The organism is Cupriavidus sp. 96C5-1 (genome assembly GCF_057798855.1).
This window is the reverse complement of record NZ_JBYOJU010000029.1, coordinates 1-26167: the sequence shown is the minus strand read 5'-3', so window position 1 is coordinate 26167 and position 26167 is coordinate 1. Positions and strand designations below refer to the sequence as shown.

At 61.7% G+C, this 26167-nt stretch carries 30 protein-coding genes, 1 tRNA gene and 1 pseudogene; 24 read left to right on the top strand and 8 right to left on the bottom strand.

Annotated features, from left to right (window positions below; all coding sequences use genetic code 11):
- Positions 1–641 precede the first annotated feature (641 nt).
- Together AC3FOF_RS27220 and AC3FOF_RS27215 are read right to left on the bottom strand one after the other, a co-directional pair.
- Complete coding sequence (locus AC3FOF_RS27220) at positions 642–998, bottom strand: hypothetical protein (RefSeq protein ID WP_017229493.1); 357 nt, start codon at positions 996–998, stop codon at positions 642–644.
- A gap of 734 nt (positions 999–1732) precedes the next feature.
- Positions 1733–2305 carry a hypothetical protein gene (locus AC3FOF_RS27215; protein ID WP_488728379.1) on the bottom strand — a complete coding sequence of 191 codons (573 nt, stop codon included), beginning with the start codon at positions 2303–2305 and terminating at the stop codon, positions 1733–1735.
- Between the two features lie 1084 nt (positions 2306–3389).
- On the opposite strand from AC3FOF_RS27215, the gene AC3FOF_RS27210 reads away from it, so the two are divergent.
- The 17 genes from AC3FOF_RS27210 to AC3FOF_RS27130 all read left to right on the top strand — a co-directional run bounded on the left by AC3FOF_RS27210 (position 3390) and on the right by AC3FOF_RS27130 (position 13815).
- Positions 3390–4295 (top strand): integrase domain-containing protein, encoded by a 906-nt coding sequence (locus AC3FOF_RS27210; RefSeq protein WP_488728378.1) that lies wholly within the window; start codon positions 3390–3392, stop codon positions 4293–4295.
- A gap of 580 nt (positions 4296–4875) precedes the next feature.
- Positions 4876–5157, top strand: a complete 282-nt coding sequence (locus tag AC3FOF_RS27205) for a hypothetical protein (protein WP_488728377.1) — start codon at positions 4876–4878, stop codon at positions 5155–5157.
- Positions 5154–5339, top strand: a complete 186-nt coding sequence (locus AC3FOF_RS27200; protein ID WP_416047927.1) for a hypothetical protein — start codon at positions 5154–5156, stop codon at positions 5337–5339. Before AC3FOF_RS27205 ends, AC3FOF_RS27200 begins: the two co-directional genes overlap by 4 nt.
- Positions 5340–5517: 178 nt before the next feature.
- The gene (locus AC3FOF_RS27195) at positions 5518–5985 is read left to right on the top strand and encodes a hypothetical protein (RefSeq protein WP_488728376.1); all 468 of its coding nucleotides are present in this window, start codon (positions 5518–5520) and stop codon (positions 5983–5985) included.
- Between the two features lie 103 nt (positions 5986–6088).
- A complete protein-coding gene (locus AC3FOF_RS27190; RefSeq protein ID WP_488728375.1) occupies positions 6089–6682 on the top strand; it encodes a hypothetical protein in 594 nt (197 codons plus the stop codon).
- 156 nt (positions 6683–6838) lie between these two features.
- Positions 6839–7336, top strand: coding sequence for a hypothetical protein (locus AC3FOF_RS27185; protein WP_488728374.1), 498 nt, complete (start codon positions 6839–6841; stop codon positions 7334–7336).
- A gap of 158 nt (positions 7337–7494) precedes the next feature.
- Positions 7495–7719: a helix-turn-helix transcriptional regulator gene (locus AC3FOF_RS27180; RefSeq protein ID WP_488728373.1), complete on the top strand. Its 225-nt coding sequence runs from the start codon at positions 7495–7497 to the stop codon at positions 7717–7719.
- A gap of 11 nt (positions 7720–7730) precedes the next feature.
- Positions 7731–8054: a helix-turn-helix domain-containing protein gene (locus AC3FOF_RS27175; RefSeq protein ID WP_488728372.1), complete on the top strand. Its 324-nt coding sequence runs from the start codon at positions 7731–7733 to the stop codon at positions 8052–8054.
- Positions 8051–8248 (top strand): hypothetical protein, encoded by a 198-nt coding sequence (locus AC3FOF_RS27170; protein WP_488728371.1) that lies wholly within the window; start codon positions 8051–8053, stop codon positions 8246–8248. Before AC3FOF_RS27175 ends, AC3FOF_RS27170 begins: the two co-directional genes overlap by 4 nt.
- A gap of 90 nt (positions 8249–8338) precedes the next feature.
- Positions 8339–9247 (top strand): replication protein, encoded by a 909-nt coding sequence (locus AC3FOF_RS27165; RefSeq protein WP_488728370.1) that lies wholly within the window; start codon positions 8339–8341, stop codon positions 9245–9247.
- Complete coding sequence (locus AC3FOF_RS27160; RefSeq protein WP_488728369.1) at positions 9244–11031, top strand: toprim domain-containing protein; 1788 nt, start codon at positions 9244–9246, stop codon at positions 11029–11031. Before AC3FOF_RS27165 ends, AC3FOF_RS27160 begins: the two co-directional genes overlap by 4 nt.
- Positions 11028–11324 (top strand): hypothetical protein, encoded by a 297-nt coding sequence (locus AC3FOF_RS27155; RefSeq protein ID WP_488728368.1) that lies wholly within the window; start codon positions 11028–11030, stop codon positions 11322–11324. The genes AC3FOF_RS27160 and AC3FOF_RS27155 overlap by 4 nt, the downstream gene beginning before the upstream one ends.
- A 25-nt stretch (positions 11325–11349) precedes the next feature.
- Positions 11350–11769, top strand: a complete 420-nt coding sequence (locus tag AC3FOF_RS27150; protein WP_488728367.1) for a DUF5681 domain-containing protein — start codon at positions 11350–11352, stop codon at positions 11767–11769.
- Positions 11741–11977 (top strand): hypothetical protein, encoded by a 237-nt coding sequence (locus tag AC3FOF_RS27145; RefSeq protein ID WP_488728366.1) that lies wholly within the window; start codon positions 11741–11743, stop codon positions 11975–11977. The genes AC3FOF_RS27150 and AC3FOF_RS27145 overlap by 29 nt, the downstream gene beginning before the upstream one ends.
- An 18-nt stretch (positions 11978–11995) precedes the next feature.
- Positions 11996–12262: a hypothetical protein gene (locus AC3FOF_RS27140; RefSeq protein WP_488728365.1), complete on the top strand. Its 267-nt coding sequence runs from the start codon at positions 11996–11998 to the stop codon at positions 12260–12262.
- Between the two features lie 10 nt (positions 12263–12272).
- Positions 12273–13091 carry a phosphoadenosine phosphosulfate reductase domain-containing protein gene (locus tag AC3FOF_RS27135; protein ID WP_488728364.1) on the top strand — a complete coding sequence of 273 codons (819 nt, stop codon included), beginning with the start codon at positions 12273–12275 and terminating at the stop codon, positions 13089–13091.
- On the top strand, positions 13084–13815 hold the full coding sequence (locus tag AC3FOF_RS27130) for a class I SAM-dependent methyltransferase (RefSeq protein ID WP_488728363.1): 732 nt from the start codon (positions 13084–13086) through the stop codon (positions 13813–13815). The genes AC3FOF_RS27135 and AC3FOF_RS27130 overlap by 8 nt, the downstream gene beginning before the upstream one ends.
- Positions 13816–13860: 45 nt before the next feature.
- On the opposite strand, the gene AC3FOF_RS27125 is transcribed toward AC3FOF_RS27130, so the two are convergent.
- The gene (locus tag AC3FOF_RS27125; RefSeq protein ID WP_488728362.1) at positions 13861–14082 is read right to left on the bottom strand and encodes a hypothetical protein; all 222 of its coding nucleotides are present in this window, start codon (positions 14080–14082) and stop codon (positions 13861–13863) included.
- A gap of 70 nt (positions 14083–14152) precedes the next feature.
- Here AC3FOF_RS27125 and AC3FOF_RS27120 point away from each other — a divergent pair, with 70 nt between their 5' ends.
- The 4 genes from AC3FOF_RS27120 to AC3FOF_RS27105 all read left to right on the top strand — a co-directional run bounded on the left by AC3FOF_RS27120 (position 14153) and on the right by AC3FOF_RS27105 (position 17816).
- Positions 14153–14488 (top strand): single stranded DNA-binding domain-containing protein, encoded by a 336-nt coding sequence (locus AC3FOF_RS27120; RefSeq protein WP_488728361.1) that lies wholly within the window; start codon positions 14153–14155, stop codon positions 14486–14488.
- Between the two features lie 130 nt (positions 14489–14618).
- The gene (locus AC3FOF_RS27115) at positions 14619–15044 is read left to right on the top strand and encodes a hypothetical protein (protein WP_488728360.1); all 426 of its coding nucleotides are present in this window, start codon (positions 14619–14621) and stop codon (positions 15042–15044) included.
- 751 nt (positions 15045–15795) lie between these two features.
- The gene (locus AC3FOF_RS27110; protein ID WP_488728359.1) at positions 15796–16128 is read left to right on the top strand and encodes a hypothetical protein; all 333 of its coding nucleotides are present in this window, start codon (positions 15796–15798) and stop codon (positions 16126–16128) included.
- A 236-nt stretch (positions 16129–16364) separates the two neighbouring features.
- On the top strand, positions 16365–17816 hold the full coding sequence (locus AC3FOF_RS27105) for an ApeA N-terminal domain 1-containing protein (protein WP_488728358.1): 1452 nt from the start codon (positions 16365–16367) through the stop codon (positions 17814–17816).
- A gap of 62 nt (positions 17817–17878) precedes the next feature.
- On the opposite strand, the gene AC3FOF_RS27100 is transcribed toward AC3FOF_RS27105, so the two are convergent.
- The 5 genes from AC3FOF_RS27100 to pepN all read right to left on the bottom strand — a co-directional run bounded on the left by AC3FOF_RS27100 (position 17879) and on the right by pepN (position 24230).
- Positions 17879–18400: a hypothetical protein gene (locus AC3FOF_RS27100; RefSeq protein WP_488728357.1), complete on the bottom strand. Its 522-nt coding sequence runs from the start codon at positions 18398–18400 to the stop codon at positions 17879–17881.
- A 28-nt stretch (positions 18401–18428) separates the two neighbouring features.
- Positions 18429–19688, bottom strand: coding sequence for a tyrosine-type recombinase/integrase (locus tag AC3FOF_RS27095; protein ID WP_488728356.1), 1260 nt, complete (start codon positions 19686–19688; stop codon positions 18429–18431).
- 173 nt (positions 19689–19861) lie between these two features.
- Positions 19862–19937 (bottom strand) — tRNA-Thr (locus tag AC3FOF_RS27090).
- 438 nt (positions 19938–20375) lie between these two features.
- Positions 20376–21392 (bottom strand): class 1 fructose-bisphosphatase, encoded by a 1017-nt coding sequence (locus AC3FOF_RS27085; protein WP_017229494.1) that lies wholly within the window; start codon positions 21390–21392, stop codon positions 20376–20378.
- Between the two features lie 141 nt (positions 21393–21533).
- Positions 21534–24230 carry an aminopeptidase N gene (pepN, locus tag AC3FOF_RS27080; protein ID WP_276268051.1) on the bottom strand — a complete coding sequence of 899 codons (2697 nt, stop codon included), beginning with the start codon at positions 24228–24230 and terminating at the stop codon, positions 21534–21536.
- 315 nt (positions 24231–24545) lie between these two features.
- On the opposite strand from pepN, the gene AC3FOF_RS27075 reads away from it, so the two are divergent.
- The 3 genes and pseudogenes from AC3FOF_RS27075 to AC3FOF_RS27065 form a co-directional block, all read left to right on the top strand.
- Complete coding sequence (locus AC3FOF_RS27075) at positions 24546–25181, top strand: DUF4136 domain-containing protein (protein ID WP_488728426.1); 636 nt, start codon at positions 24546–24548, stop codon at positions 25179–25181.
- Positions 25182–25296: 115 nt separating this feature from the next.
- A complete protein-coding gene (locus AC3FOF_RS27070; RefSeq protein WP_276268052.1) occupies positions 25297–25455 on the top strand; it encodes a hypothetical protein in 159 nt (52 codons plus the stop codon).
- Positions 25433–26167 (top strand): annotated as a pseudogene (locus AC3FOF_RS27065) (NADP-dependent malic enzyme); the annotation flags it as partial. The gene AC3FOF_RS27070 and the pseudogene AC3FOF_RS27065, both read left to right, overlap by 23 nt.

Below are 26167 nucleotides of genomic sequence, written 5' to 3'. Positions count from 1 at the left end.
CGCTCGATGGCCGGCGCGGTCACGTGCGGTGCTGCCGCCCCGCGCCTGCCCTGGCAAGGAGTAAAGGCAAACGCCATGCCATGGATTCCATCAGCGTCGCCAGCCGTGGACGGGTGCGCACGGGAGGCCGCCCAGCCAGGCCGGAACCCGCGCCAGATAAGGCTTGGAGGGAATCGGGCCCGCATGCGGCAGGGAAGGGGTAGCGCCCTGGAACCCGTCGTCGACCGACGGCAAGGTGTTACGCGTTACGTAACACACCGGCATGGTGGAACGCGCCGCCCCTGTCATGGCGGCCGTCCGCCCGCGTGCGACATGGAGGGAGAAAGGGGCGCGATCGCGTGTGTGCGACCTGCGGTGCATGGAGTGGGTTGGCGGCGTTTCCACTGCAGGCACGGACGGCGGAATCGGGGCGAGGCTTAATGCCTTTGACTGATGCGGCCGTCAGCCCAATTGCGCGGCATCGGATTACGCGCCATGAAGGCGATCCCGCCAGGGGCCGGGCAGGCTGTCGGTCTTTGGCAGAGAGCACCCGCCCGTGGCGATGGCCGTGACGAACGGCGTGGGCCAGGCTGCCGCGGCGAAGCGGGGCTTTGGCGGGGGTAGGACCGTGCCTGCAACAGGGGCAGCCTGTCCCCTCGCTGTCAGCGCTTCCAGGTGATTGGCGCGGTGGCGGAGCAGGCTGCCACCTTGCCGGACCAGCTCCTGCTGATGGTGAGTTTGACGAGCCGCCCGTCGACAGGATCGATCTGCCGTTGCCGCCGCTCCGCCAGGCTGTTGGCCACGTTGGCCAGGGTTGCCTTGCATGCCGCTTCTGCCGAGCTTGATCGCACGGTGAACTGCTGATAGCGATAGTTGACCATCAGTGTGAAGCCGTCCGGCACGTACTCGACCGTGTACTCGGTGTCCATGTCATACGTGGACATTTGCCGGTCGGCATGGGGCATGGGCGTGGTGCAGGCTGCCGATACCAGGCAGGCCATTGCTGCCAATACCTTCATGTATCTCACCGCGAGATCTCCATAGAATCTGTCCGGGACAGCGAATCCCGTCCTGGCTTGTGTGCTAGTCCGGAGCCGGATGTTACCAAGGAATGGCGACGCGGGAATCAGGGCTGTCATTGGCGTCACGGACGATATCGAAGGCTGGGGCCGTGCGTACCGGCATGTCGGCATTGCGCGCTGCCAGATATTGGCAAGGCCCGCTTTTCTCCGATGGGGGGTGGACTATGCGGTGCGGCAGGACGGGGGCATGCTGCGCCCGCTACGCCAAAGGTGGCGTCGGAAAAGAAAAAAGCCCTTGAGAATCAAGGGCTTAATTCAATTATGGTGCGAAGAGAGGAATCGAAAAAGATCCGTAATCCGGCATGAAATAAGGGATATGTGGGTGATGGATGCGATTCATACCCCGTTGCATACCCCCAAATTCTTTCGATGCCTGCACATCGGGGGCGGTTCGTGAGGCGAGTCAGCAACTTCTGGGGACCTTTCTTGCGCCAGCGTTGGCAAGCGACGACAATATGCCGTCAAACCCAACGAGTGCCTAATGCACAACATCTGATCGGTCGCTGCCTGCCGGACTGATGCGTTCTTCTGATAGGAGTGGCTTTGATTAGCGTTCTGCACGCCGATGCGTACTGCGGCTTCTCGGCCTGGATCAACGACCACGATTCTGGCCCGGCCCCGACGCTTCTCTTCGTCGCTCTGAGGAGTGGAGAGCCTGCCGCCAGTTGACGTCAATGGGCGATAGCCAAGAAAGGTTTGGCACGATTCCTCAATTCATCGCCTTGCGCAAGAAACCATTTGCGTAGCCGCATTCTTTCCCCACGCTGCTGATCCTTCGTCTCCTGTGACTCGTATAAGAGGTCGCTGGGCTCCAGAAGCGAAGCAAGGATGGATGCCTTGTGATACAGCGAGCCCAGATACTGCGCAAACTCCTCGTCGAAGAGCCAAACGGCGCTTTGCGTGCCATCCAGGAACTTGAACATTGCTTCCTCCGTAGGTCTCGCCTGGGCTATTACGTGACCAATGAGGTTGCCGGCGGCTTCGTACAAGGCCAATCGACGCTCGAAGAGATCTAGCTTCAGCTTATTCCGGTTGGTCTCCCACTGTTTCCAGGCGATGTAGCCGGCCACACCGCCAATTGCAAGGGTTGCGATTGCTGAGAACAGTGGGGCGAGCGCCTTCACGACCTCAAGCCAGTAGGGCAGAGTTGGAGCCCCCACGCTCGACACGCTGTCTGTCATGCGGGGAACGGATTGGGGCAGAATAGAGGCGCAGAATTGCGCCCAGGTTGGGCTATCGATCATGGGATATCGGCAGGCTCGTAGTGCGAGCGTTGCATTGTGCCTTCGGCGGACCGTCACGAGTGTCAGCATGCAGCACCGCGCTCGGTACCCTGAAAGCTCTGATTATCCTCCGCGTTGGTGTTCGGAGCGAGACGAAATACACCGGGGGGCAGATTCGCTATGCCCGGTGAACCGTGTCTTTGTTTCCTTGCGCCATATCGATGATGAACTCATCGATCTCCTCCACTCTTCGCTTCAACTTCGCAATCGAGGTCTCGCGTGGGGCGTGAGTTGCGGTGCTCTCGGGGAGGTGTAAAAAGGCCGAGGCTCGTCACGTACAGAGTGACGCCACACCAGCACTCTCGCAAACCAACGGTTTGCAGGCTACTTCCCAAAGTGATGCGCCTTCCCATGTTTATGTGCGTGCCGATGGCATCCCCACTGTCGAGGGGTGATCCATTGCGACGCTTGCAATCCAGGCAAACGGCTCATAATCTTGAGTCAGTTACTCGCCTCTCTAGAGGCATCGACATAGCTGTGAAGTTCGGCAGCCATTCCTAGAAATTCCCGCCCTGCTGTAGGGCCGGGCTGTGCAGACGCCTACGTCTTGCCTGCGACGTGCGCTTGGTAGCTCCGCTATCGAGTTCGCATTGGGTCATCTACTCCCAGCCAGAAATCCTTTAGTTGTCCGCGCCAATCGGTTTCCCAGCGCAATCACATCTCCAATAGGCAGCCATTCGCTATCAGTTCCATAGCGCCGGCTCGCATCTCGCCTCGATTCGTCATCCCTTCTCGTTATTAGCGCTCCGACCCGGAGCCCAGCAGTTCGCGGCTACGGGACTGGCGCCCCGAGTCGATCGACAAGCCAACTCACGAAAGCAATCGGAGAGAAGTGATCTCCCGCGGCGGCCGGCTGCCCTATTAGGGGCGGCTGGATGCTGCAGGCTGAGTCGGCTTGCCGCCTCGGAACACTCCTGACCTCACCAGACTGAGGCTCGTGCTCTCCTTTTGTTGCCCTCCGCGGCGACGCTGTTACGTCGTCTTCTTCGTGAGTTTTTGGAGGGCATCTGAGCTCGAGCTTCTAACCTGGCTAGTTGGAGTGTGTATGTCCCAGAATTCACTAACGGCTGACCTGTGCCGTTGCGCGCGCCGTGCGCGTGGAAAACAGGCAAACCTCACCGGTAAAGGGCGAGAGCAAGCACTCGCGCGCTTTGCGCGGTTCCTCTGGTGCGCCGGGTACCAGTTGCACCAGACTGGCCAGCTGAGGGAGAAGCATTTGTTCGCGTGGGCCGACGACATGCGGGCCAGAGGCCTATCTGCGCGCACGATCGCAAACAACCTAGCCCACGCGCGCACCGCGTTGGAGGGCATCGGCCGCCGATCCTTCGCCGATAAGATGAGCAACGCGACTCTGGGCGCAGCCGGCGCGAGCCGCAACGGAACGAAGACCCCAATGTCACAGGAGGCATTCGCAATCTTCCTTGCATCTGCTCAAAGACTGGATGTGGGCGTGGCTATCGCGCTTGAGTTGGAGCTTGAGCTAGGGTGTCGTGCCCAGGAGGCCATCATGTCTCCCGAGGCACTGAAAGGCTGGGAGCGGGCGCTGGCGAATCCCCTGACGGATGGCTTTGTCGATATTGTCCGAGGCACCAAGGGCGGCCGGTCACGACGGTGCCCTCCATTGGACCGTGCGCGTGCGTTGGAGATTGTCCGTCGCGCTACCGCATTGTGCGACGAGCGCCGCGGAGTGCTGATCCAGAAGCCTAGTCTTGGGCAGGCTATGAACCGCTACCATTACGTCGTACGGCAGATCGGCATGGAGGGCCGGAGCGCTCCGCATAGCCTGCGGTACGCATATGCCACAGGACACCTTGAGCGGTTGATGGCTACTGGCGCGACGGTAGCGGAGGCAGCGTCAGCCGTTTCCACATACCTGGGCCATGGCGACGGGCGGGGTCGGTGGGTGGTGCGCGTCTATGGCCAGGATGCGCTGGCCGCGTTGGGGGAATGACATGCACGAGCATATTGGAATCCTTCCGCGCGATGGCCATTCCCGTTGGAGGCAGATTGCGCCATTCGTTGGGGTGTCCCGCGAGACCTGGCGAAAGCTCTGCCTCGTCGGTCGGGCGCCCCAGCCCGTGGTGCTGTCGGCGCGCTGCACGGTATATCGCAATGCGGATATTCACGCGTGGCTCATCGCACCAGCGAGCTATCAAGTCGCTTCAACGCGAGAGATCATGGAGGGCGATCATGCGTAGTCTTCTCTCAAAAATGGCCGCAATTTCCGGGCTGCAGCTCTTGTTGTTTGCAAACCCTTGTAAACCGTGGGCATTTCGCTATACTGCAGTTGTCTTCGGAAACAACGAAGACCGGGTTTGGCGACCTGAATTGCACAAGGCGGACAGCCGCTTCGAGCGGCTTTTTTCATCCGCATGCGCTCGCGCGCGCCTTCATCAAAGGCGGGTCGGGCGGGGCAGCCTTCGGGCTGGCCGGTACCTTGTGCGCCGGTTCGCCAACCCCGCCGTCAGGCCCGCCACCCCTCCCTTATCGAAGGACGGCAGGCTTCCATCCCCCGGATGCAGGAGGTCGTGATGCCGAATACCAACAACGCTCAAGCAAAGCTGGCCGAGATATCGGATGCTAATAAGGTCCGTTCTATCTGCAGCAATGCTGCTTCTGGCCGTTACAGTGCCATGTTCCTCGCGGAGTCAAACCTGCCGATCATCACGAGCGGCATGGCTGCCGTTGCCCTGCTGATTGCAGAATCATCGGAGCGAGATATGGCCGATAGCGGCACTGTTGCCGACGCTGCATACCTGCTCGCCAGTTTGGCGTCACTGGTCGAGGAAATCGCCAGCGGAGGTGCGAAATGAACGCCCCTAACGTTCGCCTGCCAGCCGTGGTGGCCCAATTGAGTGCGCTGGCCAACTTCATGTTCGCCGATGGCCGGGAGGCTTTTGAGCTGTTGACCGACCACAGCAAAGCGAACCTGCGCGTCATGTTTGACATGTTGCGCGACGATTTTGACGAACTGGTTGCGGGAGGTGAGCAATGAGTTCGCTCGCTATCCGCAAAGTCGTCAGCCCCGCTCGGGCCGAAAAGAGCCTCTGGTTTCCACGCAGGACCGACCAAACGCAAACTTCCATCTGAGGACCATGTTTTTCGAAGACACAACATAACCCCATTTGCGCCAATCTCTGCAGTGCCGGCGCGCATTCTTTATGGAGCTGACCATGAGGCTCGAGCACTACCCCACCCGCGACCGGAGCTATGGCATCTGGCACCGCGCGCCATCGATCCGTCGATTCCTTCGGCCCGAACAAGCCGAAGCGCTGACGATGGTAGACCTGGACTCCGTTGTGTACACGGAATACGAGCATCGCGGCAAACTGCCCTTGGCGCTGGTGGAGGTAGCTCAAGACATTGGCCAGGAGAAGCCATGCGGCGTAATCCGCGGGCTGGCTCAGCTCGCCGACGTGCCGGCCTACGTGGCGCTCTACACGCCGTCCCCGCTAGCCAATCCGTCAAACCCGAATTGGTCAGATATTGAGAGTTTCCGGGTACGGCGGCTTTGGCCACATCCAGAGGAGCGCTGGCGGGTGCTGACGCCGAGCGAGTGGGCCCAGGCACTGGTTCAGATCCGCGGTTGGCAGTTGCGGCGGTTCGCGGAACGAGAGGCCGCCAATGATGCGCGATATTGATGCTCAAGTCTTTGTCCGAGGGATCTGACGCAACGCCCGCGGCGCGGGCCGAGGGGCACTTCGCGCTGCCGATCACAAACCAATTTGCAAAGGGGATGGAATCATGGCTGAGGCTGATTTTTCGCTGCCGCCCACCGTCGACATACGCATCACAGCCGTTGTCGCGCGCGATTACGAACGGCGCGGCGTGTTCCCGGCGTTGCGACTGGAGCGTGCCTTAAAGGTCATCAATGGTGCCACCGGCGTGTACCGGGTGAGTCTTGATGAGGCGCGTGAAATCTACGGCGATGCGCAAGAACGGCGACGAACCCGCGATCTGCCGCGTGGCGTGCCGGTGGCATTCTCTGCGCTTGCGAGTTACTTGGCGACGGCGATTCGGGCAGAACAGCGTAGAGGGCTGTGTGACGACCCCGGGTATGACGAAGCCACAAAGAGGGTGCAGGACGAGAACCCCGCCCGGTTCAAAGTTGGCGAAGCTGCGATGCTGCGAGACGGTCGCATTGTGGAAATCGTGAAGGAATACAAGCTCTGGCGCGTACGCACCGACGATGGCATCTATGTGGATGAGGAGGGCGACCGCATAAGCTACAAATTCGGCTACGTCGCGCGCGCGCCGGGCGGAGAGCCAATCTTCTACCCTTCGCATTACCTGTTCGAGCCTAACGGCAGCGTGCGCTACCTCAAACTCGTCGCCTAGCCGAATTGCCGCAGCCGCTGTCGTCCTTGGCTGTTTCAGTGACGGCCAACCAGTTGCATAATCGTTACCGCCGCGCCTAGATCGGCCAATCGAAAACCGGGCACCCTACCTGGCTGGCGCGGCTTCCTTATAGGGTTTGCGCTGAGGGGGCGCACCGTGAACGACAATGTAAAAGTGGAGGCGGAGCGTGCCTCAATCGTCGAGCGGCTTCAGTCCGGCCAGAAGCGTCATCTCTTGGCGATCAAGTTGGGCGCGCTTGACCGCAGTACGCTGGAGTGGGACTTGGCGACTGCGCGCGCTCTCATCGACGAGTACAAGACGCAGTTAGCTGAGGCCATGAGACAGCGAGGAGAGTTCGATTGCCTGAACGATGTCCTTATCGAAATTCTACAAAGGGCGCCCGATCTCATTCGCTCGAAAGATGCTAGAGAGCGGGCAAATGCCGGACACGCCAACTCCCCCAAGGCCAACCTAAAGAGAGTTGCGCGCGAATGGTTTGATCGCTGGTGCGCGCAACCTGAAACGCATGCGAAGAAGGAGGAATTTATCGAATGCTTCCAGGACGCCCATCCGGACGGCATATCTGACCGAGCACTACGGGAGTGGCTTACTGCCTGGAGCAAAGAAGCCGGTGTGGCCCCCTGGAAACGATAGTGGCGCGTGCACGTCTGCGTGCAGACGTGCACGTCTACAGGCACGCGCGTTCAAGGTAGCCGGGAAAGAAAATACAGTGAAACCATGCAAACGCCAGCGTTGCATGGAAACGGTAGCGAAACCGCCATGCAATGCCCAACCAACTAAGGAGGCAAAGCATGGCAACCACCGAAGCAGCCCAAATCATCGACTTGCCGGCATCGGGTTTTAGCCGTTGGAAGCAACTAGCGCCGTTCCTGCCTGTCAGTCGTGAGAAGTGGCGGCAACTAGGCGTCGATGGAAAGGCGCCGAAGCGAATCCGCTTGGGTGAGCGCTGCACCGTATGGAACAACAGCGAAGTTCACCGCTGGCTGCAAGATCCCCTTAACTACCAGGTGAGCTGAGGGGCGCAGCGATGCAAGATACCAACAAAAAAGCCGCAGCGTCCCATCAGGGCGCAACCGCGGCTCAAATATCAGAACACGCCGAGTCTAGCGGAAACAGCGCGGCTGCTCAACAGACCCGCATCCTGGCCGCGCTGCGTGCGCATGGCTCCCTCACGGCTCTCGAACCCCGCCGTCGCCTGGATTGTCTCCACCCCGCAGTCCGGGTAATGGAACTTCGCAACCTCAGTTACCTAATCAGCATAGTCTGGCAGTGGGACAACACGGCCGAAGGCCATCCACACCGCGTGGCGCGGTATTGCCTGCTGTCCGAGCAAACCCGGGAGGCGGTATGAACGTCCTCGAGCGCGAACAGCGCATCAAGGAACTGGCAGCCGAAATCGAGGCCAGCCGGGACCGCGACGAGCAGCGCCGCATGTTCACGCAGATGGCCGAGCTCATCCGAGGCCGCTCCGCGGAAGTCGTCGCACAGCTCGAGCGCGACAAGGGGCTGACGGTCAGTCAGGACGCTCATGCGAACGCTAGCTAAGCGCCTCGTGATCTGGATGTACTGCGCTGGCTGGATCTCCCTCGCCTGCACACAACGCATCTTCGACAAGTTCGACCTCGGTTAATTCTGATGAGCGCCGAAATCAATCCTCAGCTCGAAGACGGCTATACGAGGATCGCCAACGAGCTGTTTGACGCGATCCTGGCGTTTCCCTTCTCTGCGAGGCAACTGAAGGTCCTGATGACGATCATCCGCAAGACCTACGGCTACAACAAGAAGCTGGACGACATGTCTTCCTCGCAAATCAGCAATCTCTGTGGCCTGGCTCGCAGTCATGTGACCGCCGTGCTCGGTGAATTGGCCTCCATGAACGTGATCACAAAGCAGTCTGGGAAGTTTGGTTCGATCATCGGCATCAACAAGAAATGTGACGAGTGGCGTGATACCAAAACGGTACAGGGTGGTACCGAATCGGTATCACCTGATGAGTCACAAAGTGACGTGGAACGTGGTACCGATCTGGTACAGGGTGGTACCGAATCGGTACAGGTCGGTGGTACCGATTCGGTACACACAAAAGACAACCTTCCAAAAGACAAAAAACACACACAGTGTGTGTCCGAGGAGGAAGACCTAGCGTTCAAGCAGGCGTGGGCCATGTACCCGAAACGTGATGGAGGCAATTCAAAGGCAGCCGCCCTGAAGGCGTGGCAGGCGCGGATGAAGGCAGGGGTAGAACCGCGGGAGATGCTGGCCGGTGTTCAGCGCTACGCGACCTACTGCGAGAGTCGACAGATGGCCGGCACCCGGTACGTCAAGCAGGCCGCCTCGTTTTTCGGGCCGGATGGACATTACCTTGAGCCCTGGGGGCAATCGCAGAGCGGTGCGGATGATTGGTGGGTGAATGCAGGATTCGTCAAACGTTGGCAGGCGGAGAACGCTGGATGCACAAAGGCAAATGCCTGGCTTTGGCGCGACGGCAGGCCCACCAAACGCTTGGCTGGTGTGGAGATTGAACCTTGGGAGACTGTGCAATGAACGCGGGTGAACTGAGCCAACTGATGGCGGGCAACGTGAGCACGGTGGTGGAATACCTGCTGCCGAACGGCAAGAAGGCGGGCAAGGAGTGGAAAGCGGGCTCTGTGGCCGGTGAGGCCGGACAGTCCCTGTCGGTATGCCTGTCGGGCGCAAAGCGCGGCGTATGGCGCGATTTCAGCGCAGATCTTGGCGGCGATCTGCTGGACTTGTGGGCGGGCTGCCGGGGTATCTCGATCCCAGACGCCATGCGCGAAGCGAAGGCCTTCCTCGGCGTGCGAGATGCGATGCCGGTAAGGCCGATGCAGACCTACAAGCGGCCGAACCGGCCTGCATGCCACGCCCCGAAGGCCGGTGCCCGCGAGTGGCTGCTGTCGCGTGGGCTAACCGAGTCCACAATCGCGGCCTTCAAGATCGCCGAGCAGGAGCGCAACGGCAAGACCTATTGTCTGTTTCCGTACCTGCGCGATGGTGAGTTGGTGAACACGAAGTACCGTAATGTCGCCGACAAGAAGGATATGCGCCAGGAGGGCGGGGCCGAGCCATGTCTGTTCGGGTGGCACTTGATCGAGCCAAACCAGCGCATCGTTGCAATCTGCGAAGGCGAGATCGACGCGATGACGCTACATCAGGTCGGCATCCCTGCGCTGTCCATCAATGCTGGCGCTGGCAATCACCAGTGGATCGACTCGGATTGGAACTGGCTTGAGCGCTTCAGCGAAATCCTGCTGTGCTACGACCAGGACGAAGCTGGGCAGAAGGGGGCCCGTGAGGTGGCCAATCGCCTTGGCCTAGCGCGCTGCAAGGTGGTGCGCTTTGATACATCCAAGGACGCCAACGAGTATCTGCAGAGCAGCGCGGAGGCCGCTGACTTCGATCATTGCATCCGGACGGCCCAGACCTTCGATCCCGACGAACTGCGCTCCATTGCGGACTTCTGGAGCGGCGTCAAGGCGCTGTTTTACCCGGCCCGCGACGCCATCGCAAATCCCCTGCTCGCCTTCTGCGGCAAGACCGAGCAATGGTTCGAGTTCCGCCCGGGCGAGCTTACCGTCTGGACGGGCTACAACGGGCACGGCAAGTCGCTCATGCTCAATCAGGTGCTGATTGGCATCATGGGGCAGGGGGAGCGCATCTGCGTGTTCTCCGGCGAGATGCTGCCAGAGCGCCAGGGCAAGCGCATGGCCAAGCAACTGGGCGGCATTGACCGTCCGACGCCGGAGTACCTCGACCGCATGGGTGCTTGGCTGCGTGACCGCATGTGGATTTTCAACCTGCTGGGTACGGCCACCATTGACCGGTTGATCGAAGTATTCGGCTTTGGCTATCGGCGCTACGGCATCCGGCATTTCGTTGTCGACAGCCTGATGATGACCGACGTGCTCGAAGACGGCCCGGGTTCCATGACCTCGCAGAAGGAAGCAATGCGCAAGCTGACAGCTTTCGCTCGGAGTTGCGGTGCGCATGTCCATCTGGTGGCCCACCCACGCAAGGGCAGCGACGAGAAGCGCGCTCCCGGAAAGATGGATGTAGCGGGCAGTTCGAAGTTGACCGACGCCGCCGAGAACGTGTTTTCCGTATGGTCCGCTCAGCGGGAAGAAGGTGAGCAGAACGAGGACGAACCTGATGCCACGCTTGAATTGTTCAAGCAACGCAACGGAGAAGTGCAGCACAAGAAGCTGAGCTTGTTCTTCAACCGTGCGTGCATGCAGTACAGCACCGATGCACGTCGCCGACCTTACATCCACGTACCTTACACCTCAAACGACTGCACGGAGGCGGCATGAACTGTCGGCCAGGAGACCTCGCCATCATCATCGGCAGTGGCCTGCCCGCTGACCCGGACATCGGAAAGATCGTCAGGGTCGTTGAGGCCATCCCAGGCGTGGGTGAGCCGTGCTGGGGAATCGAGTGCAGCGTGCCGCTGCTCGTGGGCTACCCGTCCGGCGAAATGCGCTATGCCCGCGACGCCACCATCGCCGACCGCCATCTTCGCCCCATTCGAGGTTCGCTCCCGGCCGGGTTTGACGTCTCGAATGCCCGCCGCTACGACGCCCCGATGACGCCCCTGAACCCTTGAACTTATCAACAGGAAAACAAACACGATGGCTTTTCGCAAAGGACAGAGCGGAAACCCGGCAGGCAAGCCGAAAGGCGCGAAGGACAAGCGCACGGCGCTCCGCGAACTGCTGCAGCCGCACGCCGCCGACCTGGTGCGGAAAGCGGTGGAGATGGCGCTTGCCGGCGACACCACGGCGCTGCGTATTTGCGTCGATCGCATCATCCCTGCCGTGAAGGCGAAGGACGCGCCGATCAGCCTCAGCAGCCTATCCGGCTCCCTGGCAGACCAGGGGCGCACGGTCCTGGATGCCTTGGCCGCGGGCGAGCTAACGCCGGATGAGGCCAATGCCGTGATGGGCGTGATTTCGGCCCAGGCACGAATCATCGAAGTCGATGAATTGGAAAAGCGCATTGCTGCGCTGGAGGGAAAGAAAGATGGCGACCAACATCAAAGCGCGCATTGAGCGCCTGGAACAGCAGCAGGGCGGCGGTGAGCCCCTCATAGTCCATCTGATGCGATTCGGAGATGCGGAAGACCGGCGCGGCGTGTCCGTCAACGGCGAGATCGTGGCGTGCAAATCCGGCCAGACGGCCGCCGAGCTCGAGGAGCAGATCATCCGCGATATAAACCGCCAGAAGCGCGCCGGCATTTTTGTTGTCCATCAAGTTTGATACTCGCCGAGGAAAGCCATGAAGGCAAACCAAGCCCATCTCGACACCGCAGACGCGAATGATTCGACCGGCAGCGCGCTGGACGCAATCTTGACCCTAAATGTTGATCCCCCTGTCATATCAGGCTATTCCCCGCCGGGGATGTGGGCCGGCAAGGAAGGCGCGGGACGTGATGCTCTCGATCCACTGGTTCGATCTGTACTGGCGGCTTACCCCGTCGATCGCGCGAAACAAGGAGCCCCGGGGCCGACTGCCTTGCCTGGGTTCATCACGCCGTTCTTCTGAAGGAGTGGCCATGACGACTCAAACAGAATTTGACGCCTTGGTACGCGCCGCGCGGGAGAGCGTTGAGGCAACCATGGCGCAGCCTGGATCGTTGGCGCTAGCGTTCTCCGGCGGCAAGGATTCGCTCGCGTGCTGGTACTTGTGCCGCCACCTCGATCCTCTCGTCATCTGGATCAGCGCCGGCAAGGACTATCCGGAGACGCGTGCGGTGATTGAGCGCATCCGTAAGGAAAGCCGCTTCGTCGAGATCAAGACAGACCAGGCCGCGCAGAACGCGCGCTGTGGCCTGCCTTCCGAGATTGTGCCGGTTGACCATACGGATTTCGGCATGGTCTTCACTGGCCAGAAGCCCGTGCTGGTACAGAGCTACTTGCAATGCTGCTGGGAAAACCTGATGCAACCGATGCACCTAGCGATCAAGGAACTGGGCATCAAGTATCTGATTCGGGGGCAGCGGATGGACGAGGCCCACAAGTCAATGGCACGCCATGGAACCGTGTTCGACAGCATCACGTACCTGCAACCCATTGAGAACTGGACAAAGCAACAGGTGATGGATTTTCTGGCAACACAGGGCGACGTGCCGGAGCACTTCGTGCTTGACCACTCGTCGATGGATTGCTACGACTGCACGGCATTCCTGGCGCACTCTGCCGACCGTGCCGAGTGGTCGAAGATGCGGCATCCAGAATTGCACAGGCAGCATGTCATCCGCCTGCGCCAGCTTCGCGATGCGCTGGCGCCGGGGATGAGTGCGCTGTCTCAGCTTTGTGAAGGGCATGGCGAAGCCCGCCAGCACCACCACCACCACGAAGGCTCCCATGACTGACTACATAGCCGATCTGGAAGTCGCCCGAGCCGCCGCGCCTTATCACGATGATGCGCACGTCGGGAAAGTGACCGGCCAATTGGTGGAAAGCGGGTGTCGCATCCTGCAGATCTTCCGGTTTAGCGAAGACGACACAGAGCACGTCGCAGCGCTCGCGATGCTGGCGCGCTTTCCTGCCAATGCTCGTGTTCTGGACGTAGGCTGCGACACGGGGGTGATTGCCGAAATCATGGCCAGGCTGCGGCCCGACTTGAAATTCACACTGCAGAACTGCTCGGCGGCCCAGCTCGCCCTTTGCCCGGACTTCCCGAAGATCCATGGCGACATGGAGGCGATCGACGCGCTTGATGGAGGGTTTGACGGCCTGATGATCAATTACGCTATGGGCCATGCCGATCTGCTTCCGTTCCTGCGTGAGGCGGCGCGGGTGGTTCGCCCTGGCGGTGTGTTTTTCGCCTACGACCTAACGTCGCCAGATACACGCGGATTCGCCGAAGGGCTGGGCTACGTACCCTATTGCCCCGCCGATGTTGCGGCAGCAGCGCGCACTGCCGGATTTGAGCAGATCGAAACCGCCGCGCTTGGGGCCCGGGTGTCCGCCCTGTGGCGCTCGTGGTGCGCGGAGTCGTCCAAATTCGCCGGCATCATCGCCAAGACCGTCCCGGTTGCATATCGCTTTGTCCGCAGTGGCCGCCAACCGGCCGCGGGAGGCCCGCTGGCATGATTGACGGCGTAATCAGGCACCAGGCGATGCGGGGGGCTAAGCGAGCTACTTCTTGGCCCGTCCGCGCTCCTCGACGTCCAGGTCTCGGCGGCGATGAAGCCAAGCCCACAGGCGCTGGCGGAAGCCCTTCGGCGTAATGTCAATCCAGCCGTCATCGGGACGGCGAGTGCGACTCGGCCGCGACCGTAGCCAGGCCGCGAAGTCCCGGATTAGGACGTACATCAGCAGCGCGATAAACGGCGCCACCGCAGTCAGGTTCACGTTCATCGCATCCCCTCCGGCCACCTTCGGGTGGTCTGTATTTTAGAACCCCGGCGACACTTGGAAGGAAGAAGGCATGATTGATGGCGTTATTGCTGGGAAGATCTGCGGCCGCCCGGAAGCGCGGTCTGGGAAGGGCGGTAAGGCCTTCGTGGCCGCCAGGATGGTAGTCGCGGCGGGCGATGGCGGGGGCGTGCTGGTCAACGTGGTCGCCTATGCGCACGAGGCCCGGGCCATCCTGCTCGGGCTCGAAGACGGCGATACGGCAGTGCTCCAAGGCATTCTGACGCCCAAGGCATGGACGGACGAGGCCGGGGCAGTCAAACCCGCCTTGGATATGGTGGCAGGCTCTGTCTTGACCGCCTGCCAAGCCAGTCGAAGATCCGAAGCACGCGAAACGCGGGGGCAGTGATTGACACGGCGCATGGGAGTGCCAAGCCCCTCCTTTAGCGGGGTGCACAAAGTTGGCCGCGACGCCACACTACGAAGCTAGGCCGATGGCACGCTTGTCGAGCTAATTTTTGCATCCGTTGGGGGCTTGTGTGGGAAGAAGACAAGACCGCGAGATTGCAGGTCTCGTAGCGATTTCGCTAGTCGTTGGCGTTCCAATTTACTTCGCTGCTGTCTACGATTCAGTGGGCTGGATCACTCCTGCAGCCATTCTCGTGGCAATCATGGTTTGGATTGCCGCCTCCCGATCTGCCAAGCGACGGGCCAGACTTAGGTATCTTCGCGACAAGTACCAAGATGAGGTTGTTGTTCAACGCATCCTCGGTGGGCAAATCTGGCACAGCCAAAGCATTGAGCAACTGAAGGACTCGATCGGCGAACCGCTAGCGGTCGACCAGAAGACGCTCAAAACCAAGACCAGAGAGATCTGGAAGTATGAGCATCGTGGTGCAAATCGCTACGGTTTGCGCATCACTGTAGAAAATGGCTATGTCGCAGGCTGGGATCAAAAGTCATAGCGAAAGTCATGGAGGGCGCAAAACTGCACACCGAAGCGAGGGGAAGCGGGGATGAGTTGATTTCGGTTAGTTTGGTGACATACGGTAGTCCCGTTGGCTCCTACAATGAGTTGGGAAATCTGACGGCAGTAAGGCCGCGAACCATCAGGGAGTAACTATGAGAATGATGTGTGCTGCAATCCTATTGGCGTTTGCCGTAGCACCTACGTGGGCAAACTGCATCGGTTCGCCCGGATTCCAGACTTGCTATGACAACTCTGGGAACAGCTACCAGGTCAATCGAATGGGCAACACGACCACAGTTCAGGGGTACAACGCTCAAACTGGCTCGAGTTGGAATCAGACGTCGCAGCAGGTTGGTAACAGCACCTATACCAACGGTACCGCCGCGAATGGCCAGTCATGGAACAGCACCACCATGAACATGGGCAACGGTAATACCATGACTTACGGGACAGACTCGCGCGGCAATAGCTTTCAGCGGAACTGCAACCAATACGGATGCTACTGATGGATTCTAGGGCGTGAAGAGTGGGGCTATGAGCAGACACGAGGGGATGAGCCGAATCGCTAAGGTGATACGTGGCGCTGGATGGCTCTTTATAGGACTTGGAGTTCTTGTCGGAATCTACGCCGCGACAAGCGGTGGAGGCTCAGACCCGCAGTTCGTAATGTTTGCGGCGCCCATTGGCGGGGCGATTATCGGTGTGCCGCTTCTGGCCGTTGCTTGGGTCGTGGATGGGTTCGCGAAATGAGCGCCGATCGCGGTGAGCGATTCCTCCGCATGGCGGATGGAGCAGTCGCGACGGCCTCGCTGTTGATTGCTATGGCGCTCTTTCTGGGTGCGATCGGGGTGCCGCTCTACCAGACATATACGTGGATGAAAGTCGGCACATGGCCGTCACTGAGTGCCCTCGACGGAATCAAATGGCTGGCAGGCCCCGAAGCCTGGAATTCGTGGCTGTACTGGCCCGAGGACTGGATCGGTGTCCACAAGATACTCCAGGAGTGTCCTCTTCCCCTCGCTTTGATCTTGGTCGCCGTCGCACCTGCCTGGGTTTTCGGCAAGGTCTCGGCGAACTGAGGCCCACCATGCGGCTCTGATACGGCTTGGCAGATTGGCCCTCAGATGCTGACGCTCAGGAATCTGTTGTGCCCCGATCAGGCGATGTGCAACCGCGCGCGATATGCCGTCCTCTGTCTGTCGAGCGATTGGTGACTATCCTAAATCCAGCTTCTGCCGCGACTACCAGGCCGCAGTTTTTTTGTTTGTTCCGTCCCAATGGCAAAGCGGGCGTGGCTCTAAGCTAGCAACAGAGGATGATCTTGATAGCGAAAACTCTTGACGAGCGAGGATACTTCTGGTGGCGCAATGAGGCGATTCCAGAGGGTCATTTCGCGCCAGATAGTGCCGTGGCAGGCGTCCTTTCGATAGATGCGGACGGAACGATTCGTCTCGAACTGGATGGCTATTTGGCGAGCGAACATGGACCCTTGGCGTCCCTGATGGATCGCGGTGGGGAAGTGTCCCCGGAGAAGGCTATCCAAGGCAAGCTGAAAGATAGCAACCGAAACGTCTTGCTACTCGGCCTTCGAAAGAACGGGGGGCGCGTTAGCACTAGCGGGATCTCGTATGAAGGCTTCTTGGCAATGCAATGTCTTGTCGCAGAAAGAAGCAGCTTGCCGCCCCCGCATAGGCCATTGCGTTTCGATGCGCTTGAGGTCGACTTGACGGGATTGGAGGAATGGCTGCGTATTGGCAGTATCGAAACGACACGTTGGCGGTCACGAATCACAGCCAAGCATAAGCGGCCGAAGCCGGACGTGTATCGGATGGATGACGGAGTCTTGACGATCCGATACGACATTACCGGTCCTTACGCGACTCGCAGTCCGCGGCGATCCCATACCTTGACGCTCGTTGAAAGCGCGACACTTAGCTACGCGCCGACGCATCGTTTGTCGCTGTCTGATATGCAGTCGGAGTATTTCATGATGCAAGACTTGTTCATCTTGCTGACTGGCTGCGAATACGCTCTTGATTGGCCTCGGCTAAAGGCTGGGGGGAAGCTGTACGAGCTTTACTTTCCGCGCCATCGGAGTTCTGCCGAGGCGCCATCGTGGAGCGATTGTTGGACTAATTTTGTTGGGATTCGCGAACGGTTCGGAGAGATATTTTGCGCGTGGAGGCGCAAGCGTAACGAGTTTGGGCCGGGCTTCTACCTGTATCTGGGTACGCGTCGAGGGATGAAGCTATATATAGAACATCGCTTCGTGAACTTGATTTGGGGGCTGGAATCATTGCATCGTCGGAAAGGTGATGGGGCTAGTCAGTCAGCCAAGCTGCAAGCAAAGATAGAACGCATTCTGAAGCAGGTGGAAGGCAAGGCCGATAGAGCATGGCTTGTGAGGCGACTTCAGAATGCTGGGGAGCCGGCGCTGCACGAGCGTCTCTACGAGTCGTTTAGTGGCCTGCCGCTAGGGCTCGATTCCAATCATCTTCGCAAGTTCAGTGAAGATTGCGCGCGGCGTCGCAATGATATTTCTCATTTCGGTGGGCAGCGGCACGACGGGGCATATAAGGATTTCTTGCTCGATGTGGCAGCGAAGGCTGACGTAGTGGCATATCTTTATCACGCGTTGCTGCTGCGGGAAATTGGCGTCGACGCAGAGATCATCAAACGAAGTGTCTTGGATGGACCTCAATCGTTCCCGATAAAGCACGCGCTTCGGCAAGCTGGGCTATTGCCTCCTGAGCCGGCAAGTCATTGACCTGCTCGTCTTGGCGCTTCGCTTCCTTTGTCTCGGCCTGCGGAGCGTATGGGGACGGAAGGCTACGGCTCGCTCTCTCCGCTGTCAGCCGAAGTGCTTTCCTCCGCATAGGCCTGGCATCCCTCGACGAATGAAGTCGAGTTTCCCGAGCACTCGTCCGGATCGGTGATGCCATTCTCTTCCGCCCATTGGTACCCGGCCTCGTGTCCTGAGCAGTCGATGGTGCAGGGGTAGCCATGTGCCCAGGCGCCGCCATAGGGGCGCGCTTGCGGGAGGGCCGGGGGCGTCAAGGTATCCTGAGGAAACGGCGGGGCGCTGCTTGTCTCCGGCGCCAGCGTAATGGACTCCCCGCGCATGGCGCTGCGGAATTCCTCCCAGATTCGTGCCTGCTCTGCCGAGGACGCTGACTCAAACCCGCGCAGCTTCGCGAATTCCTGCCAGCTTGAAGCGGGTAGGGGCGGTAGTGCCTCGGGATTTGCATCGCCTGGCTGTGCGGTTGCGGTTGGTGCCGCAGGTTTGGCGGCTTCGTGCTGTTGGCCGCAGGCCATCAGCGGCAGGGTGAGTAGAAGGGCGGCGACTCTCATGGGGCTCGCGATGGCGTGATAACCCGGGTCATGCCGACCGCTGCAGCGCCACCACGTTTGCGCCCGACTTCTGGTCGATATAGTCGCCCCACCATTGCATGATCGCCTGGCGCTCATCCAGGCGCTGGGAGTGGTCATAAGCTCGGCTAACCTTATTTCCGATGGTGTGGGCGAGTTGTAGCTCGATTGCCTCACGATTGAAGCCACTGCGCTCGTTCAGCAGCGTGGAGGCCAGGCCGCGGAAGCCGTGGCCTGTCTGCTTGCCTTCAAACCCCAGACTCTTCAGTGCCTTGTTGATCGTCTCGCCGGAGATCGGTTGTTTGCCGGGGTCCTTGGTGCCGGGGAAGAGCAGGGCGTAGCGACCGGTGAACTCCTGCAATTGCTTCAGGAGCGCAATGGCTTGGCTGCAGAGGGGAACGACGTGTGGCTGGCCGTTAGCCTTCTGGCTAAGGGTGCCTTTCATACGTGCCGATGGCACCCGCCAGACGCGCTCCTCCCAGTCAATCTCATCCCACCGGCCCCACCGGAACTCGTTGGTGCGTAGGAAGGTCAGGATCATGAGCTTGATCGCCAGGCGCGTTTCTGGCGCACCCCGGTAGCCGTCGACCATCTCGAGCAGGCGTGGCAGTTCTGTCTCGGTAACGCGCGGATAGTTCTTCACCGGGGGCTTGGGGGCCAGATGCTCACGCAGGCCGGCTGTCGGGTCCCGGTCGGCTGCGCCGATGGCGCTGGCATGCCGGCAGATGCCGCCACAGCCCTCGAGCGCTTTGAGTGCGATGTCATGGGCGCCCCGGTGCTCGATCTTGCGCAGCATGGCCAGGACCATCGGGCCCGTGATTTCGGCGATGGGCCGCTTGCCGATTTGCGGGAAAACGTCCTTGGTCAGGATCGCGGTCATGCGCTTGTCGTGACTGGCGCTCCAGCCCTTGCGCTTGATGGCCAGCCACTCCTCTGCAACTGCCTGGAAAGTGTTCAGGGCGGCCGCTGCGGCTGATTGCTTGTCGATCTCACGTTGCAGGGCAGGATCTGTGCCGCTAGCCAGAAGCCGCTTGGCTGTCGCCCGCTTTTCCCTGGCCCCCGACAGGCCAACGGCGGGGTAGTCCCCAAAGGTCAGTAGATTCTCGGACTTCGTCCCAGGGCGCTTATATTTCAGCCGCCACTTCTTGCCGCCACTTGGAAGTAGATCCAGGTACAGGCCGCCTCCGTCGCGCAGGCGGTTGCCTCCATGCCCGCCGTACTTCGCTTGGCGGCACTGCGCATCGGTCAGGGGGAGGATTCTCTTGGACATGGCATACCCTTGAAGGTCCATACCCCCAAAAATATACTCCATACCCCCAAGCATACCCCCAAAAAATGTGGTTGATGCTGGGCAAAGTTTGCAAACGCTGGGCAACAAAAAACCCAGAGAGCGTTACGCTGTCTGGGTTTCTAGGCAATGCTGGTGAACCTTTGCAAATCTTATGGTGCCGAAGAGAGGAATCGAACCCCCGACCTTCTCATTACGAATGAGCTGCTCTACCGACTGAGCTACTTCGGCCCACCGATCCGTCCAACAACTGGATCGAGCCCGCAATAATAGCAGCGTTTATTTTGACAGGGAAGTCCCGCCGTGAAATTTTTCCGCCCGAAGCTGCCCGTGGCCGGGCACCGATGTGGCTGCCCGGCCATTCAGGCAGTGCTCTGCTGCCAGAGACCGAGGCGCTTCGCGTCGGCGAAGTCCCGGGCGGGCAGGCTGCACTGTAGTGGCGATCACCGGCTTGATCCGCTCGCCTGGCGATACATCGAGGTCTGCTTCCAGCGCATGGATTGCCTTGGCGATGGCTGCGTGGTGGGGGCGGAAGGCCATGCGCCGGCTATAGGGTGGGGGCCGGTGCCGCCAATCGAGCTTTACCGCCGGCATTGTCTCGGCAGGCCCAAAAGAAAGGGGACGCCGCAGCGTCCCCCTTTCTCATCGGTGCGATGAAGCCGCCGGCGGTCAGCCTGCCGTCTTCTCTTCCTGGTGGTAACGCGTGACGCGCTCCACTTCGTTCTTCGAGCCGAGGATCACCGACACGCGCTGGTGCAGTTTTTCCGGCTGGATGTCCAGGATGCGCTCGTGACCGTTGGTGGCGGCGCCACCGGCCTGCTCCACCAGCATTGCCATCGGGTTGGCTTCGTACATCAGGCGCAGCTTGCCCGGCTTCTCCGGCTCGCGCTTGTCCCACGGGTACATGAAGACGCCGCCGCGCGTGAGGATGCGGTGCACGTCCGCCACCATGGAGGCGATCCAGCGCATGTTGAAGTTCTTGCCGCGCGGACCTTCGTCGCCGGCCAGGCATTCGTCGATATAGCGGCGCACGGGCGGGGCCCAGTGGCGCATATTGGACATGTTGATCGCGAACTCCTTGGTGTCCTCCGGGATCGTCACGTCGGATTGCGTCAGCACGAAGCTACCGGCCTCGCGGTCCAGCGTGAACATGTGCACGCCGTTGCCAACCGTCAGCACCAGCGTGGTCTGCGGGCCGTACACGGCATAGCCGGCGGCGACCTGGCGGCTGCCGGCCTGCATGAAGTCGGCCTCGGTCACGGTCTGGCCGGGCTTGGGCATGTGCAGCACCGAGAAGATGGTGCCGATCGACACATTCACGTCGATGTTGGACGAGCCGTCGAGCGGATCGAACAGCAGCAGGTACTCGCCCTTGGGATAGCGGTTCGGGATCTCGTAGAACGAATCCATTTCCTCCGAGGCCATGGCGGCGAGGTGGCCGCCCCATTCGTTGGCGTCGAGCAGGACTTCGTTGGCGATCACGTCCAGCTTTTGCTGGGTCTCGCCCTGCACGTTGCCGGTGCCGGCCGAGCCGAGGATGCCGGCGAGGGCGCCCTTGCTGACGGAGTTGGAAATGGCCTTGCAGGCGCGCGCCACCACTTCGATCAGCAGCCGCAGTTCGGGCTCGATCGTATTGTGTTTGCGCTGCTCCTCGACCAGGTAGCGGGTGAGGCTGATGCGACTCATGGGTTTCTCCTTGAATGGCCGCAATTCTACATGGGCTACATGGGCTACATGGGTGCCAGCGTGCCAGGCCATTGCCAGCGGCCCGTGGGGTGCTGTCGCCGGCGGGCCCGTCGGGCCGGCCCGCCGGCCCCTGGCGCTGGATTACGGCGCCAGCGCCTTGCTCACGATCTCGCGCACGTCGCGGGACAGGTCGCTGGCTGCCGCGACCTGTTCCAGCGCCGCGCGCATGCGGTCGCGCAGCGGCAGCGCGTATTTCTGCCAGCGGTCCATCACGCGCGCCAGGCGCGACGCCACCTGCGGGTTGATGGCATCCAGCGCCAGCACCTGCTCGGCCCAGAAGGCGTAGCCCGAGCCGTCCTCGGCATGGAACTGGGCCGGGTTGGCCGCGCAGAAGCTGAAGATCAGCGAACGCGCGCGGTTGGGGTTGCGCAGGTTGAAGGCAGGGTGCTGCATCAGTGCGCGCACCGTGTCGATGGTGTGCTTGCCCGCATGGCTGCCCTGGGGGCCCACCGTACCGCGCTGCATGCCCTGCAGCGCGAACCATTTGTCGATCACCAGCGCGTCCTGCTCGAAGCGCTGGTAAAAGTCGGCCAGCGCGGCTTCGCGGCCGGGGGCGAAGGTGTTGACCAGCGCGCTCAGCGCGGCGGAGCGGTCCGTCATATTGTCGGCCGACTGGTATTGCGCCCCGGCCAGCGCCTGCATGGCGGCGTCGCCGCTATCGGCCAGGTAGCCCAGTGCCAGGTTGCGCAGCGCGCGCTTGCCGGACGACACCGCGTCCGGGCTGTACTCGCCCGGCGTGGCATTGGCCTCGAAGGCGGCCAGCCAGTCGGCCTGCAGCGCGCGTGCCAGCGCCTCCCGCATGAACTGGCGGGCGCGGTGGATGGCGGCTGGATCGGCCACGCCCATGCGCTCGGCCAGGTAGGCTTCGGCGGGCAGGGTCAGCGCCTGCTCGCGGAAGGCGGGGCTGAGCTGCTGGTCGTTGAGCACGGTGCGCAACGCAGCCACCAGGGCCGGATCGAGCTTGAGCTCGCGGCCGGCCTGGGAATCGGCCACCAGTTGCAGCAGCGCCCGCGTGGTCAGGCGCTGGCCTGCTTCCCAGCGGTTGAACGGGTCGCTGTCGTGGGCCAGCAGGAAGGTGAGCTGCGCCTCGCTGTATTCGGCATCGACGATGACCGGCGCGGAGAAGTCGCGCAGCAGCGAGGGCAGCGGCGGCTCGGCGCCGCGCGGCAGGTTGATGAAGCGGAAGCTCTGCTCGGCCTCGGTGAAGTCGAGCACGCGCGTGGTGGCGCCGGGCTGGTGCTCGCCTGCGAGCTGCAGGGGCAGATCGGCGCCATCGGCATCGAGCAGGCCCAGTGCGAAGGGAATATGGAAAGGCAGCTTGTCCGGGGTGCCGGGGTGCGTTTCGATACCGACCTTGGGGCAGCTTTGCGACAGCGTCAGCGTCAGGCTGCCATCGGCGCCGTCCCAAGCGGTGCGTACCGCCACCACCGGCGTGCCGGCCTGGCTGTACCAGCGGCCGAACCGGGTCAGGTCGCGGCCGTTGGCGTCGGCCATGGCGGCGCGGAAATCGTCGCAGGTCACGGCCTGGCCGTCGTGGCGCTGGAAATACAGGTCCATGCCCTTGCGGAATCCGTCGCGGCCCAGCAGGGTCTGGTACATGCGGACGACCTCGGCGCCTTTCTCGTACACCGTGACGGTGTAGAAGTTGTTGATTTCCTCGTAGCTGTCGGGCCGCACCGGGTGGGCCATCGGGCCGGCGTCCTCGGGGAACTGCACCTGGCGCAGCACGCGTACGTCCTCGATGCGCTTGACCGCGCGGCCGGATTCCGAGCCCATCATGTCGGCCGAGAATTCCTGGTCGCGGAACACCGTCAGGCCTTCCTTGAGCGAGAGCTGGAACCAGTCGCGGCAGGTCACGCGGTTGCCGGTCCAGTTGTGGAAGTACTCATGCCCGACCACCGATTCGATATTGCCGAAGTCGGCATCGGTGGCGGTCTGGGCGTTGGCCAGCACGTACTTGGTGTTGAAGATATTGAGTCCCTTGTTCTCCATCGCGCCCATGTTGAAGTCGCCCACGGCGACGATCATGAAGCGGTCGAGATCGAGTTCCAGGCCAAAGCGCCGCTCGTCCCAGCGGATCGAGTGGATCAGCGAATCCATGGCGTGGCGCGTCTTGGGCAGGTCCTGCGGTTCGACCCAGACCTGCAGCAGTTTTTCCTTGCCCGAGGCGGAGACGATGCGTTCCTCGATGCATTCCAGTTTGCCGGCCACCAGCGCGAACAGGTAGGCAGGCTTCTTGAACGGGTCTTCCCAGACGGCTTCATGGCGTCCGTCGGGCAGCTCGCGCTCGCTGACCAGGTTGCCGTTGGACAGCAGCACGGGATAAGCCGCGCGCTGCGCGCGCAGGGTGACCCGGAAGGTCGACATCACGTCCGGCCGGTCCAGGTAGTAGGTGATCTTGCGGAAGCCCTCGGCCTCGCACTGGGTAAAGAAGTTGCCGTTGGAAACGTAGAGGCCGGACAGCGATGTATTGGCGGCCGGCTGGCAGGCGGTGACGATTTCCAGCGTGCCCTGCGCGGGCAGTTCGGGCAGGGTCAGGCAGTCCGCGGCCTGGCGCGCGTCCGCCAGGGGTTTGCCGTCCAGGCTGACGCCGACCAGTTCCAGTTCCTCGCCGGCCAGCACCAGCGGGCCGGGCGCCTGGCGGGTGAAGCGCAGGGTATTGGTGACCACCGTGCGTGCCGGATCGAGTTCAAGCACCAGGTCGACGTGTTCGAAGGCGAAGGCCGGCGGAGTATAGTCTTTGCGATGGACGGTAACGGGCGTGTCGGTGCGCAGCATGAAGGAATCCTGTCCTCTGAGGGCCACTTTGGGCGTCATGGTCGCCACGGGACGGCAAGGGCGGCTGAACCGGGCAGGGCGGAAAGCCGCCGCCTGGCCGCATGCCGGCATGGCACTAAAGAACCCATTGTAGCCAAGCGAGGGCGCGCTGGCTCGGAGGTGGCGCGCCGGCGGCCGCGCCACGATGGAATTCAGCGGGCCCGGCGCGGTCTCAAGTACACATCGGACAATGAATCTGCAAGGGGCATCATGAAGGAACTATGGCTGGGCAAGGCGTGGGGGCGCTTCGCCGGCGGGCGCTGGAGCAGCAGGCTGATGGCAGGCGCGGCGCTGCTCGGCGTGGCGCTGCTGTCGGGCTGCGCCAGCACCGTCACGACTGAAGTGACAGCTTTCCAGCAGGGCAACTGGCAGAACGATCCACCGCGCACCTATGCCTTCGAGCGTGGCGGCGGGAAGGAAGCGCAGCTCGAGCAGCAGACCTACGAACAATGGCTGGCACAGGCGCTCGCCGGCCTTGGCTTCGAACAGGTGGCGCGTCCGCAGGCGCATTACCTGGTCAGCATGGAGTACGACAGCGACGCGCGGGTGCTGCGGGTGCAGGAGACCACCTACCCGGACCTCTGGTATCCAGGTCCTTATGGCCCGTACGGCCCGTACTGGGGGCCGTACTACCGCCCCTGGGGCCCCTGGGGCTGGGGTGCTCCGGGCTACTGGCCGCCGCAGACCACGGTGCGCGACGTGCCGGTGACGCTGTCCACCCTGCGTGTGTTCTTCAAGGATGCATCGACCGGGCGCCGGGTTTACCAGGTTACCGCCCGCCATCAAGGCGAGGGTGCCTCCCTGCAGGCCGCCATGCCTTACCTGATACGCAGCGCCTTCGCCCAGTTCCCGGCGGAGAGCGGCCGGCCGAGGCGCGTGACCTTGCCGCTGGATCCCGCCGACAAGTCGTAGGAGCTGAAGCGGGTATTGCCCGCGCGGCGGTAAAAACAGAATTGCCCGGCGAAAAGCCCCAAAACCCTGGATGCCCCAGCGGGAGGGGCTTCGCGCCGGGCTTGGGTGAGCTAGAATGACGGCTCGATTTTTCCGGCCCAAGCCGCCGGAGCCCGACCTGGCAGTCGCGATGGAAGATTCCGGCAAGCGCGCCGGATACGACCGGCGCGACCCCGGCGGGCACTGGCTGGGCCACTTCCTGGACGAGCATAATGACCAGCAAGACCGGCGGTGATGCACCGCAACATGCCCCGAATAGTCCTGAAGCGCAATTGCGCCTGGCCGCGCTGGAATACCACCGCAGCCCGACCAAGGGCAAGATCCAGGTAAACGCGACCAAGGCACTGTCCAACCAGCGCGACCTGTCCCTGGCCTACTCCCCGGGCGTGGCCTACGCCTGTGAAGAGATCGCCAAGGACCCGGCCATGGCGGCCGAGTACACCTCGCGCGGCAACCTGGTGGCGGTGATCACCAACGGTACCGCCGTGCTCGGCATGGGCGATATCGGTCCCCTGGCCGGCAAGCCGGTGATGGAAGGCAAGGGCTGCCTGTTCAAGAAATTCGCTGGCATCGACGTGTTCGACATCGAACTCGATGCGCGCGACCCGGACAAGATCGTCGAGATCGTGGCGGCGCTGGAGCCCACCCTGGGCGGCGTCAATCTCGAGGACATCAAAGCGCCCGAGTGCTTCTACATCGAGAAGAAGCTGCGCGAGCGCATGAACATTCCCGTCTTCCACGACGACCAGCACGGTACCGCCATCATCTCGGCGGCGGCGCTGCTCAATGGCCTGAAGGTGGTGGGCAAGGATATCGCCAAGGTCAAGCTGGCGGTATCGGGCGCCGGCGCGGCGGCCATCGCCTGCCTGGACACCATGGTGAGCCTGGGCGTGACCCGCACCAATATCTCGGTGGTGGATTCCAAGGGCGTGATCTATACCGGCCGC